This is a genomic window from Methylobacterium sp. BTF04 (assembly GCF_010692745.1).
In the GTDB taxonomy this organism is placed as follows: Bacteria; Pseudomonadota; Alphaproteobacteria; order Rhizobiales; family Beijerinckiaceae; genus Methylobacterium.
Genome location: NZ_JAAHTB010000001.1, coordinates 263,107 through 275,807 on the forward strand (window position 1 = coordinate 263,107; position 12,701 = coordinate 275,807).

At 69.3% G+C, this 12,701-nt stretch carries 12 protein-coding genes; 8 read left to right on the forward strand and 4 right to left on the reverse strand.

Features of this window, described 5'->3' with window-relative positions:
* The first annotated feature begins 116 nt into the window (after positions 1–116).
* Complete coding sequence (locus tag G3T14_RS01240) at positions 117–968, forward strand: phosphatase PAP2 family protein (protein ID WP_163639189.1); 852 nt, start codon at positions 117–119, stop codon at positions 966–968.
* A gap of 184 nt (positions 969–1,152) precedes the next feature.
* Here G3T14_RS01240 and G3T14_RS01245 read toward each other — a convergent pair whose 3' ends face one another.
* Entirely contained in the window at positions 1,153–1,905 is a 753-nt protein-coding gene (locus tag G3T14_RS01245) for a TerC family protein (RefSeq protein ID WP_163639190.1), read from the reverse strand.
* A 193-nt stretch (positions 1,906–2,098) separates the two neighbouring features.
* A complete protein-coding gene (locus tag G3T14_RS01250; protein WP_163639191.1) occupies positions 2,099–3,025 on the reverse strand; it encodes a lipid kinase in 927 nt (308 codons plus the stop codon).
* A 354-nt stretch (positions 3,026–3,379) separates the two neighbouring features.
* On the opposite strand from G3T14_RS01250, the gene G3T14_RS01255 reads away from it, so the two are divergent.
* The 4 genes from G3T14_RS01255 (at position 3,380) to G3T14_RS01270 (ending at position 7,064) form a co-directional block, all read left to right on the forward strand.
* The gene (locus tag G3T14_RS01255) at positions 3,380–4,258 is read left to right on the forward strand and encodes a hypothetical protein (protein ID WP_163639192.1); all 879 of its coding nucleotides are present in this window, start codon (positions 3,380–3,382) and stop codon (positions 4,256–4,258) included.
* 43 nt (positions 4,259–4,301) lie between these two features.
* Entirely contained in the window at positions 4,302–5,546 is a 1,245-nt protein-coding gene (locus tag G3T14_RS01260) for a hypothetical protein (protein WP_204262531.1), read from the forward strand.
* Positions 5,547–5,640: 94 nt separating this feature from the next.
* Positions 5,641–6,633, forward strand: coding sequence for an SPFH domain-containing protein (locus tag G3T14_RS01265; protein WP_163639323.1), 993 nt, complete (start codon positions 5,641–5,643; stop codon positions 6,631–6,633).
* Complete coding sequence (locus G3T14_RS01270; protein WP_163639193.1) at positions 6,630–7,064, forward strand: NfeD family protein; 435 nt, start codon at positions 6,630–6,632, stop codon at positions 7,062–7,064. The genes G3T14_RS01265 and G3T14_RS01270 overlap by 4 nt, the downstream gene beginning before the upstream one ends.
* 94 nt (positions 7,065–7,158) lie before the next feature.
* Here G3T14_RS01270 and G3T14_RS01275 read toward each other — a convergent pair whose 3' ends face one another.
* On the reverse strand, positions 7,159–10,068 hold the full coding sequence (locus G3T14_RS01275; RefSeq protein ID WP_246732851.1) for a phosphoenolpyruvate carboxylase: 2,910 nt from the start codon (positions 10,066–10,068) through the stop codon (positions 7,159–7,161).
* A gap of 251 nt (positions 10,069–10,319) precedes the next feature.
* Here G3T14_RS01275 and G3T14_RS01280 point away from each other — a divergent pair, with 251 nt between their 5' ends.
* From G3T14_RS01280 to G3T14_RS01290, 3 genes are read left to right on the forward strand one after another with little or no spacing between them, the layout of a single operon-like run.
* Complete coding sequence (locus G3T14_RS01280; protein ID WP_163639195.1) at positions 10,320–10,583, forward strand: hypothetical protein; 264 nt, start codon at positions 10,320–10,322, stop codon at positions 10,581–10,583.
* Positions 10,580–11,407, forward strand: coding sequence for a hypothetical protein (locus G3T14_RS01285; RefSeq protein ID WP_204262532.1), 828 nt, complete (start codon positions 10,580–10,582; stop codon positions 11,405–11,407). Before G3T14_RS01280 ends, G3T14_RS01285 begins: the two co-directional genes overlap by 4 nt.
* Positions 11,408–11,456: 49 nt before the next feature.
* A complete protein-coding gene (locus G3T14_RS01290) occupies positions 11,457–11,903 on the forward strand; it encodes a cupin domain-containing protein (protein WP_163639196.1) in 447 nt (148 codons plus the stop codon).
* 46 nt (positions 11,904–11,949) lie between these two features.
* On the opposite strand, the gene phbB is transcribed toward G3T14_RS01290, so the two are convergent.
* Complete coding sequence (phbB, locus tag G3T14_RS01295) at positions 11,950–12,678, reverse strand: acetoacetyl-CoA reductase (protein WP_163639197.1); 729 nt, start codon at positions 12,676–12,678, stop codon at positions 11,950–11,952.
* Positions 12,679–12,701: the final 23 nt, after the last annotated feature.

Sequence of the window (12,701 nt, forward strand, 5' to 3'; positions counted from 1 at the left end):
CGCCAAAGGATGTCGGTCGGCGTTCAGGTGTCGCCTGCCATATCTCCGTTGCACGGGAACCGTATGGAAGCGCACCGCTTCCTCCTGGCAGCACTCGAGAGATTCCAGAGACGCCGATGGCCCGCCTGACCCTCGTCTTCGCCCTCCTGGCCACCGCTGCCCTACCCGGATCCGTTCAGGCCGAAGACAGTCCGGCCAAGCCGTCCTCGGCGCCCTCCGTCGCCACGACCCCGGTGGTACCCGGCAAGACCGCACGCGCGCCCTACCTTACCGACGCGAACGCCCCTGATACCACCGCGATCCTGCCGCCGCCGCCGCGTGGCCAGTCCGCGGCCGAGGCCGCCGACAAGGCGGCCTTCGTCGCCACGCGCGCCTTGAAGGGCACGCCGCGCTGGGACCTCGCGACCATCGACGTCGCCGATGGGGCCTCGGCGATTCTGGAGGATTTCTCGTGCGTGCTCGGCCAGCGCATCGACCAGTCCCGTGCCCCCGCTCTGATGACGCTGCTGGAGCGGACGCGCCTCGACATCTCCCGGGCCACCCGCGCGCCCAAGGAGCATTATCGGCGCCTGCGCCCGTTCGTCGGCAACGATTCCGAGATCTGCGTGATGCGGACGTCCGAGCTCGGCAACGCCTACGGCTTCCCTTCGAGCCATGCGACGCAGGGCTGGGCCTATGCCTCGATCATGGCGTCGCTGATGCCCGAGAAGGCGACGCAGTTCTTCCTGCGCGCCCGGGCCTATGGCGAAAGCCGCGTGGTCTGCGGCGTCCATTGGATGACCGACATCCAGGCCGGCCGCACCGCAGCGAGCGCCGTCTTCGCCGCGCTGCAGGGCGACGCCACCTTCCGCCAGGACCTCGACCGGGCGCGGACGGAACTCGCCAAGCTCGTCGCAACCGGCGGTCCGGCCCCCGATCAGGCCGCCTGCGCCCGGGAGGATGCGGCATCCAGGGAGCCGATCCTGTAGGGGCGGCTCGGTCTCGACCGAGGTCCCAGACCGGATTTCACTGCCGAGCCCGCCTCCCGGCGATCCCGACCTCTCATCGCAGGCTCGCTACCCCGACGCACAAGGGCTCGACCGGCATCCCGGTCGAGCCCTTCTTAATGGTGCGATGACACTCCCGGCGACCGCGTCGGGGATGCGGGTCGGTTCAGACCTTGGCCGCCAGGTCGCCCTGCTTGGCCCGCCGGCGCCGCCGGGCCAGCATGTTCAGCCCCTCGACCCCGGCCGAGAACGCCATGGCGGTGTAGATGTAGCCCTTCGACACGTGCGCCCCGAAGCCCTCGGCGATCAGCGTCATGCCGATCATGATGAGGAAGCCGAGCGCCAGCATCACCACCGTCGGGTTGGCGGCGATGAAGCGCGAGAGCGGATCGGCGGCGAGCAGCATCACTGTGACCGCGGTGACGACTGCCACCACCATGATCGGCACGTGTTCGGTCATGCCTACCGCCGTGATGATGCTGTCGATGGAGAACACGAGGTCGAGGACCAGGATCTGGCCGATGGCGGCGGCGAAGCCGAGCTTCACCCCGGTGCTGGTCGCATCCTGCGGATCGGGATCGACGGTGTGGTGGATCTCCTTGGTGGCTTTCCACAACAGGAACAGGCCGCCCCCGATGAGGATCAGGTCACGCCAGGAGAAGCCCTTGCCGAACACCGCGAAGACCGGCTGCGTCAGGTGGACGATGTAGGCGACGGTGCCGAGCAAGCCGAGCCGCAGGATGAGCGCCAGGCCGATCCCGATCCGGCGTGCCCGGTTCTGTTGGTCGGCCGGCAGCTTGTTGGTGAGGATCGAGATGAAGATGAGATTGTCGATGCCGAGCACCACCTCCATCACGATGAGGGTGGCGAGCGCGGCCCAGGCGGTCGGGTCGGCGGTGAGTTGAAGGATGCTGTCCACGGACGGTGCGTCTCGACGGTCGGGCGCGACCCCTGCGGAGGTCGAAGCGCCGGGAATTGAAAAGGCGGAACAGGCTCCGCCCGAGGCTCTGTGCTGGCAAGTCCGGAGCCCGCTGCGTTTTTCGGGCCATCCCAAGCAGGCTCTCTCTCCGTGTCTCGGCGTGGTCGTGTCGGACAACCGGATTCGCCTGTTCCTAGACGGCGTCGGCGTGTCCGGTGACCATCGTTCCGGGTCGCTTTTTGGGCGCCGGCGAGAAGATTCGCACCGCCCTGGGAATGACCTTGAAATGGGCGGGCGTGTGGGTCGACAACTCGCCGTCGGTATTCACCGGGCGCGGTTTTTTGGTCCTGACCAGGATTTCCGTGGTGCTGAACGCGCGCACGTCGGCGGCCTTGCCCTGTGTGCCCTTGCGCAGGGCCGGCAGCAGCGCCAGCAGCCGCCACCAATGCGCGACCTCGAGGCTGTAGAAATCGAGCTTGCCGTCGTCGACCGTGGCGGTCTCCTCCACGGTCATGCCGCCACCGTAATGCCGGCCGTTGCCCACCGAGACCTGGATGGTGGTGACCTTCTCGGTGCGTCCGTCATGTTCGAGCGTGACGGTGAACGGCCGCATCCGGCGCAAGACCCGGATCGCCGCGATGCCATAGCCGAGCGTTCCCCAGATCTTCTTCGATTCGGCGGTGAGGTCACCGGCCAGATCCGCCGAGAAGCCGATGCTGGCCACGTTGAAATAGTAATGGCCGTTGACGCAGCCGAGGTCGGCCGGCCGAGCCTCCTCGGTGGTGATGAGGCGGGCCGCCTGAACGGGATCGACCGGAAGACCGAGCGAACGGGCGAGATCGTTGGCCGTGCCGAGCGGCAGGATGCCGAGCGGGAGCTTGGTCTCGACGAGAGCGGGGGCCGCCGCGTTCAGGGTGCCGTCGCCACCGCCGAGGATGACGAGGTCGCATTCCGCCGCATGCCGCTTGATGACGGCCGTGCAATCGGGATCGCCCGGCGGCTCGAACGGCTCGATACCGCCGCTGCGCAGGGCATCCCGCACCGTATCGAGTGAGAACCCGCCATTGCGGGCATTGGGATTGACGAGGAGAAGCCCGCGGCGGGCCGGGGCACCGCTCATCGGGCGCCTCCCACTACGGCACATGGCTCGGGCTCGAGGAGAAACGTCACGGGTGTGTCACCCTCCGGTGCGTTCGCGCCGCGTCAGCGCAAAGGCAGAGAAGGGGTCCGACATCACGGTCAACGCCTCGACCGTCAGAGGGGCCCGGACCCAACGACACCGAAGGTGGGGGGTGGCCCGGGGATGGCAAGGGCCACGCTTGCGCAGAATTTCGGCGAACAGGCTGAACCACTTCGCGGATCGCCGTCGCTGCGACGGGATTCAGGGAAACTTAGCAGCCTCAGGCGACGTTCATGTGGTCGAGCCCGCTCGATTGGACAGCGCCCTTCCGCTGCGACTTCCGGTGATGATTTCATGCGCTACGGTCTGTCTTCAGTCTGCTCCGCCGCGCTGATCGGCGTCGCCCTGTCCGCCGGTGGGGCCATGGCGCAGGCGCGGCCGGGCTGGGTCGATCCCCCGGCGCGGATGACCCAACCCGAACCCCTCCCACCCGAGACCGTGCAAGGGTCATCGCAAGGTTTGGCCCAGGGTACGGACCAGGACCCTTCGAAGCCGGTCCCAACGCGCAACGAAGCCGCCGCACCCGAGTCACCCGGCAGCGGGGGCATGGCGAAACGCTCCGAGCACGCCGCGCCCCGGATGCTGGGTACTGAGCCGGCGCAGGATAGTGCCCGGGGGCCATCCCGCTCCGCGAGCCGGATGGCCACGCGCCGGAGCCATCGTCGCCTCGCGCAGGGGCCGGCCATCATGCCGGCGACCCCGCCGCCGGGCGCGTCCGAGGCCCGCTTCCCCGAATGGGCCAGCGCCGCCCAGCGCCTCACCGGCGACTATCTCGCCACCGTGTCGGCGCCCGGCGACGCGATGGTGGCGACCGCCCCGCGCTTCTACGCGGAACGCGTGCGGTTCCACGGCCGTACCCTGTCGCTGGCGGCATTGATCGCCGAGAAGCGCCAGTTCGTCCGGCGCTGGCCCGAGCGGCGCTATGCGCCGCAGAGCGGCAGCATGCACACCGCCTGCAACGCCCAGACCGCCACCTGCATCGTGCACACGACCTTCGACTTCCGGGCGGAGAGCCCGAGTCGCGGCGCCCGGTCGCAAGGTGTGTCCGAACTCGTGCTCACGGTGAGCTTTGCCGGCGACCGGCCGCTCATCGTCGGTGAGGCGAGCCGCGTGCTGCGCCGCTATGGACCCGGGCCACTCAGCGCTATAGCGGGCACACGCCGCGGCGCCTGATCGCGCCAGTCCTCCCGTCATTCCTTCCGGAGTTGCCAGCATCTTGGACGAAAGGACCCTGCCCCCTCCGGCAGCCGACGATGCGCGGGACGCCCTGCGCCGGCAGATCGCCGATGCGGTGGCGCATGCCGGGGTGTTCCCGGTGGCCCGCCGTACCGTCGAACTGCTGCTGGACGCCGCCACCGAACCGAGTCCCGAGGCACCGGGATATCGGGCGATCGACCGTGCCGGACTGCCGCGTCCGCCCGTCGAGACCGATCGTCCTCTGACCCTGACCGACCTGATCGCGGAGTTGCGCGGCAAGCACCCGGCCCTGTTCGTCCCAGTGGAGCCCGTGCCGGAGGTCGCCACCTCCCTGGAAACGCCGGCCGCTTCGTCCCCGGACATCAAGGCGGCCACGGGGCGCTTCGTCGATGCGCAAGCGCTGCGTGTCCGCGCGCTCTTCGCCCGCTCCATGGATCGTAGCCGGGCCATGGCGGCCACCGCTGCGGAGGCTTGGACGCAGATGCGTCCGCGCCGATCCGCTGCGGCGATCGCCGAGACCGGTATGCCGGCGAAAGACTCGCCACCCGCATCGCCGGCTCAAGCCCTTTCGGGTTCTGCGTCGGCGAGCGGCCCCCGCCCCGGAGAGCCGGTCCGCGAGACCGCCCAGGATTCCGTCCTCCAGGCTGGCGGTCGGCAGGCTCGCGGTCGGTTGACCGATTTGGTCTCCCGCATGCGGGAGGGGGTGCACGACCGCACCATCCTGCGCGATGCGCTGGACCGGCGCGCTCTGGCCATCGGCCTCGGCGCCCTCGTCATCGTCGGCTTCGCCGTGGTGCTCACCGGCCGGAGCGGGGAAGAGGCGACTCCTCCTGCCCAGACCGCGGCGCAGGCTCCGGGCGCTGCGTCGACGTCGGGCAATCCCGCTCCGGGGGCGCCTGAGGATACCAGCCCTGCTCCGGTGGAGGAGGCGCCCAAAGTCCTCCAGGCCAACGAGATCAGCGGCCCGGCCGAGGTGATCGACACGGCGACTCTGCGGGTCGGCGGCAAGCTCGTGCGCCTGTTCGGGGTCGAGTGGGTACGCGGCGGGCAGGCCGACGAACTGACCCGCTACCTCGCCGGCCGCAGCGTCACCTGCCAGCCGGTGGCCGGCAGCGAGGCGCGGCTCTGCGCGGTGGACGGCCGCGACCTCTCGGAGGTGGTGCTGTTCAACGGCGGCGGCCGCGCCTCGTCGGAGGCGACCCCCGATCTCGTCGCGGCCGAGGACCGGGCTCGCTCCGAGCACCTCGGCGTCTGGGCGCGATAGGACTTTCGAGCGACCTCGGGATTGCCCTAGAGTTGCTGCCGGCATGCGAGACAACCGCCGGCCGGTCTCAACGCAACGCGTGACGGGGACGATGATGGATCTCTCGATCGGCTTGAGCGTCGCGGCGGTGGCTCTCGTCGCGCTCGTGGTGGTGACACTCGGGATCGGCATCAACATCGTGCCGCAGGGCCACGTCTTCACCGTGGAACGGTTCGGCAAGTATCATCGCACCCTCGAATCCGGACTGGGTCTCATCGCCCCTTACGTCGAGCGGATCGGCCGGCGCGTGAACGTGATGGAGCAGGTCATCGAGGTGCCGAGCCAGGAGGCCTTCACCCGCGACAATGCCGGGGTGAAGATCGACGCGGTGGTGTTCTACCAGGTGCTCGACGCAGCCCGAGCCTCCTACGAGGTCTCGAATCTCGAAGTTGCGATGATGACCCTGACCATGACCAACATCCGCACCGTGGTCGGGTCGATGGACCTCGACCAGTTGCTCTCCCTCCGCGACGACATCAACGAGCGGCTCCTGCGCGTGATGGATGCGGCGGCCTCGCCCTGGGGCGTGAAAATGACCCGCATCGAGATCAAGGACATCCTGCCGCCGGCGGATCTGGCCGGCGCCATGGCGCGTCAGATGAAGGCGGAGCGCGAGAAGCGCGCCTCGGTGCTGGAGGCCGAAGGGCACCGGCAGGCCGACATTCTGCGCGCGGAGGGTCGCAAACAATCCACGATCCTGGAAGCGGAGGGGCGCAAGGAGGCGGCGTTCCGCGATGCCGAGGCGCGCGAGCGCAGCGCCGAAGCCGAGGCGAAGGCCACCGGCCTGATCAGCGAAGCCATCGCGAAGGGCGACATCGCGGCCGTGAATTTCCTGGTGGCCGAAAAATACGTGGAGGCGGTCAAAGCCATCGCCACCGCGCCGAACCAACGGGTGGTGGTGGTGCCGATCGAGGCCGCGGCCCTGGCCGGAACCCTCGGCGGCATCGCCGAGATCACCCGCAGCGTGTTCGGCGACGGAACCGCGCCGCGCAAGCCGGCCCCGCGCAAGAGCTCGGGATTGCCCCCCGACGTCGGAGCTGCATCGTGATCGTCGACCTCCTCGACCAGATCGGGCCGTCCTGGACCTGGGTCCTCGTCGGTCTGGCCCTGATGGGAGCCGAACTCGCGCTTCCGGGCGTCTTCCTGCTCTGGTTCGGCCTTGCCGCCCTCGTCACCGGCCTGGAGATCGCGATGATCCCGATGCCGTGGCAGGCCCAGCTCGTCATGTTCGCGATCCTGGCCGTGGGGTTCGTGGTCCTGGCGGTCCGGCGCCAGAAGGGGCAGCCGAACGCGCTCAACCGCGGGGCACACGGCCTGATCGGCCGCGAGGTCCGCCTCGATCAACCCATCGCCGACGGCCTCGGCCGCCTGCGCATCGACGACACCCTGTGGCGGGTGGCGGGTGCCGACGCCCCCGAGGGCGCCCGCGTCCGCATCACCGGCGTCGCGGGGACGGTGCTGCTGGTGGAGCCGGCCTGAGCGGGCCGCGCCGCCGAAGATTCGGTGTATCGCCATGAGGCGCGAAAGGCCGCCTTTCCCAACCCTTTCCCAAATGGGAGAGGGGGCCTGGCGCTTATCCGAAAGCGCCCACCTCGTGCTGGATCATGCCCGACAATTCGCGCACCCGCATGAAACAGCGGCGGATCGGCTCGAACAGGGTCTTGTGCTCGGCCTCGTAGGTGCCGACGTCGCGCGGGCCTGCGGGCTCGCCGAAATTGAGGCCCAGGGTCGGGTCCGGTGTGATCGGGAAGATGTCCTCGAGCATCGTCAGGCAGCCGTCGACGTCGAGGCGCAGGAAACGCTCGATCAGCGCCTCGCGGCTGATGCCCGATTGCGGCCGGAAGCCGGGGATGTGGACCGCCAGGAACCAGATCCGGTGGATCAGCGCCAGGCGGATCGCGTGCAGCAGGGTGAGGCGCACCGACATCTTGCCGAGATCGGGGGCGGCGCTCTGCAGGCTCAGCCAATCGGAGGTCAATCGGCCGAACAGGCGGCGCAGGTCGGGTGCCAGACGCAGGTTGTCCAGGGCGCCGGCGATGACGACGAGCTCCTCCCGCCGGGTGTCGCGCTGAGTCCGACGTGCCCGCTCCAGCCACACCGCCGGATCGAGGGTGTCGATATAGGCGCGCAGCACGTCGAGATCGGCGACGCTGGCCGCGTGCTGAACGAGGCGGAAGGCCCGGGAGAACCGCACCGAGTCGCGGCGCATGTCGCGGAACAGGTCGGGCGCCCGGCCGGCGGCCCGGCCGACCCCGTGAAGCGAATTGGCGAGGAAGCCGAGTTGTTGCAGGATCGCGTTGTTGGGAATCGCCCGCATCTGGCGCGGATGGGTGATCATCGTCGGGCCGCCCCCGTCGGTCTGGCGCGCCACGGGGCGCGATCCGGTGCGGTCGAGGAGGCCCGGACCGAAGGTGCCGAGGAGCGCGGCGTAGCCCGGATCGTCCACCAGGGTTTCCATGTCCTGGCGCACCACCGTGAAGAACTCGGCGGCGAAGTCGGTCTCCGCGTAGATCGGGTCGTCCGCCTCGTCGGCGCCGCTGGCGGCCTCCGACAGCACGTAGTCGGCGAAAGTGTCGTCGTCGGCGACGTCGAGGGCGAAGATGTGTTCGGCGATACGCTCCACCGTCGCCTTGGCCAGCGGCAGGGTCCCGAACATCAGGTAGCCGTCCGAGCCCTGGAAGCTCGATTCCAGGCGGACCTTGATCCCGGCGGCGCGGTTGCGGCGGCGGGCATCCTCGGGGGCGAGATAGGCGAGACGGTCACGCAACGAGGTCGGATGCGCCCCCCGGCCGATGGATTCGCCGTGGGTGTCGAAGATCGCGAGTTCGACACCGGTGAGGTCGTTCTGCACCATCAACTCGGTGATGCGCAGGCGCAGCCGCTCGATCCAGAAGCTCGCGGCGAGCTGGCCGACATAACGGCCGGAATCGGAATAGCCGAACTGCACCGTGAGCCGGCCGATGCGCTTGAGGTAGGTGCGCCAATGCGGGTTGCGCAGCGCGTCGTCGAGGACGCGGATACCCTGTTCGAGGGCCGAGGCCGTCTCGAACAGGGGCGTGATCTCGACCTTGTCGGCGATGCCGTAATGCCGCGCGAGCCAGAGGGCGGCGAGCAGGGTGTAGCCGGTTTCTGTCTCGGCGATGAGGAAGCGCACGGGATGCGTGCCGTCCACGTGCTTGAGGATCTGGGTGATCGTCATCATCAGCCGCGCGGCCGAGGCCCGTTCGGCGGCCAGCGCCCCGAAATCGACGTCCACCGCCTGCACGTCGTTGAGCAGGGCATGGATGGTGGAGAGGTGCGAGCGGCGCTGCGCCGCGTCCGTGGGCTCGCCTTCGAGATCGGTGACCCGGCGCACGGCATTGTGGATCTGGCTGGCATTGAGCCGGAAATGCGGAAGCGCGTTGGACAGCCCATGCGTGGCGATGCCGGAGCGCAGGATCGCGATGGTGCGCTTGTCCGCGTCGGATTCGACGCCGCCGATCGCACCCGCGAGGCCGGCGAGGATCGCGCTGGAATCGGTCTGGGCCCGTTCGCGCTCGATGATCAGGGCCAGCGCGAAGCGGTGCACCGATTCGAGCGAAGGTTTGGTGCCGAGGCGCGGGGCCACGGCGAGCTGACGATTGACGGCGGCGAGGGCGCCCGCGGTCAGGTCGCGGACCACCTTGGTGGCGTCCACCTGGGGCAGCTCGCGCATCACCCGGTCGAGCTGCATCCGCTTCGATTCGAGGCGGTAGCGCACGGTGTCCCACCAACCGATATCGGTCCGCCCGTCGGTGTCGCAGCCGACCCAGCTCGCGATGGCGAAGGGCTTCGGCACGAGCTCGGTCCAGCGATCGGGCCAGCGCGCGCGGGCGGCATCGAGCAATGCGGCGTTGAAGGCATCGAGGGCCGAACGGCCGTGATTGGCCGCGATGCAGGCCTGATCGAATTCGTCGTCCAGGCTGATCCTGGCGTCGGGCCGGGTCGATAGCGCGCCGGCCTTCTCCAGAAGTGGCAGGCGTGCGGCCGGAGCGGCCTCGGTGGCGGCCTGGGCGATCAGGGCCGCCACCGCCTTGGGCATGCCGAAGGTCGGGTGCGCGGTGAACACCACGGCGAACCCGGTGCGACCGACGAGATCGCGGAATGTCTCGAAGTCGCCCTGGCGCTGCGGTATGGCGGCCACGAGCCGTGGCGCCATCATCGTGCCGGGATCGGCCGCGTCGTCGCGGTCGAGGCCGACATAGCCACGCAGCCGCTCCGCACGGGCGACCAAGGACTGGGTTCGCAGGCGGACGAACAGCCCGTCGAGATCGTCCTCAACGATCTCTCCTCGGTCGAACCGCCGGGTGATCGCCAGCGTCACCGCCAGAACGGGATTGCGGAAGGGGTCCTCCGCCGCCTGCTCGCGGGATTCCTCGATCAGCCCGAGCAGGTCGCGCTCCAGGCTTTCGGGGTCGATCCCCTCGGAATCCCGGACGGCGACGGCTTGGCTGCGGTCATGCATGCGCATCGATCGACCTCGGGTTGGATGAAGAGAGCGGCAGAGCGTCATACGGCAGGCAGACGACGTTCAGGCGATGGTCTCCGAAGACCCCGCCGGACTGTCCCCTGGCGCATCGTCGCGCCGAGGGGGCCGGTCGAGCGGCAGGCTCGGATAACGGTCTTCACGAAGCAAGGACCGTTCCGGCTCCGAGGCTGCAAATTCCCGCGCGATGGGTGCAACCGGGCGCGTCCTCGGCTAACGCTGACGGCGTCATGGAAACAACCCTGATCCTGTCCGCCCTGGCGGTCCTCGTCCTTTCCGGAATCCTGGTCGCGACGATGGTCGCCCGCTCGCGGCGTCCCGAACTGCGCATGGCGCGGGAGGAGGATCTGGCAGAAGACGGTGAGGAGATACTGATGCGCAGCATCGAGCCCCCCCGGATCAGCCCGATCGACCGCTCGGCGCCGATCCTCGACATCGAACCCGTGGTGGAGCACGACCCCGTGCGCAAGCTGCCCGGCGGACAGGACCGATGAGCCGACCGCACCGCCTGTCGGCCGCCTACTTGGCGGTGATGACCGCCATCCTGATCCCGGGACAGGGGATGCTGGGGCACCCTCTGGGATATGGCGCGGCGACGGCTCAAGAGGCTCCGGCCGCCGAGCCTGTCCTCACCGAAGAGGCGGCGCCCGCAGCGAAACCGAAACCGAAACCGAAACCGAAACCGAAACCGGCGCCGAAGAAGAAGCCGGTACCCAAAAAGCCCGCCATCGCCGCGGCGCCGGCGGACGTGCAGCCTGCGCCGCCCCCGGCGGCCGAGAGCCCGGCGCAGCCGGAATCGGCTCCGACCTTCTCGGCCAACCTGCCCGGACTCACCGTCGTCTGCGAGGGAAAAGCCGCTCTCTACGAGGGATCCAAGGACGTCTCGGTCTGGGTCACGCGCACGGGCGTGATCGCCGTGGAGAATCCGCTGCGGCCGCTCACGCCCGAGACGACACGGGTGCTCCAGGTCGTCATCGCCGGCAAGGTCGCCACCGCCTACGGCCCCGACCTGTTCGCCTTGCGCCGCGGCGGCAGCCCGGCCGCGCTGGAATCCGCCACCGGCGGCCCGGTGCGGTGGGACGCCGCGGCGACGGCGCTGCCCGACACCCTCAACATCGTCTCGGAGACCGGCAAGCCCCTGGCGCAGCTTCCGTTCCAGTCCTGCGGCGCCGCCCCGGAGGTTGCCGCGCCCAAGGCGGTTCCGAAGGCGGCCAGGGCCAAACCCAAGGCAAATGCGCCTGCGAAACCCGCGGCGCCCAAGGCGCCGCCCGGTATCGGCCTGCCGCAGGGGGCCTTGTCCGATGGAGTGCTCCAGTGAAGGGCACCGAATCGGACTGCGCCGAGCGTCGGAGGGGAGGTTGGAACTCATGAACACAGGCACCGACGCGACGGCGGCGCAGATCATCGCCCGGCTCGGCCTCGTGCCGCATCCCGAAGGCGGCCACTATCGCGAGACCTTTCGCGATACCCGGACCGTGGAGGGCCGGTCGGTGGGGAGCGCGATCTACTACCTGCTCGATGTCGGCGAGGTCTCCGAGTGGCACCGGGTCGATGCCGCCGAGATCTGGCATTGGCACGCGGGAGCACCGCTGGTGATCACGACGAGCCCCAATGGGCACGATGCCACCGCGGCTTATCTCGGCCCCGACCTCGCGCGGGGTCAGCAGCCGCAGATCGTGGTGCCCGCCGGGCATTGGCAGACGGCGACGAGCCTCGGCGCCTGGACGCTGGTCGGCTGTACGGTCTCACCGGCCTTCCGGTTCGAGGGCTTCGAGATGGCTCCGCCGGATTGGCGGCCGACGCCGCGGTCGTAAGGCAGCCGGCCCGGCGCGTCCGAGGGACGCGCCGGGCCGGGGATGCTCAGGCGATGTACTGGCCGCCGTTGATGGTCAGGGTCGAGCCGGTGACGAAGCCCGAATCCTCGGCCGCGAGATACTCGACGGCGCGGGCGATCTCCTCGGCCTCACCGAGGCGGCCGACGGGGATCGTCGCGATGATCTTGTTGCGGATGTCCTCCGGCACGGCCATCACCATCTCGGTGGCGACGTAGCCCGGCGCGATCACGTTGACGGTGATCCCCTTGGACGCGCTTTCCTGCGCCAGCGCCTTGGCGAAACCGATCACGCCGGCCTTGGCGGCGGAGTAGTTGGTCTGGCCGGCCTGGCCCTTCTGGCCGTTGATCGACGAGATCAGGATGATGCGGCCGAAGCCGCGCGTGCGCATGCCGTCGATGACCGGCCGGGTGCAGGTGAACATCGAGTCGAGGTTGGTCTTGATGACCGCCTGCCACTTCTCGAAGGTCATCTTGTGGAAGGCACCGTCGCGGGTGATGCCGGCATTGTTCACCAGGATGTCCACCGGACCGACCTCGGCCTCGACTTGGCGGATGCCGGCCTCGCAGGCGGCGAAATCGCCGACGTCGAACTTGAACACCGGGATGCCGGTCTCGGCCTTGAAGGCGGCGGCCGCCTCGTCGTTGCCGCCGTAATTCGCGGCGACCTTGTAGCCCTTGGCCTTGAGGCCCATCGAGATGGCGGCACCGATGCCGCGCGTTCCGCCCGTGACGAGGGCAACACGTTCCTGAGCCATGGTATTTCCTCCGTTTTTTTGAA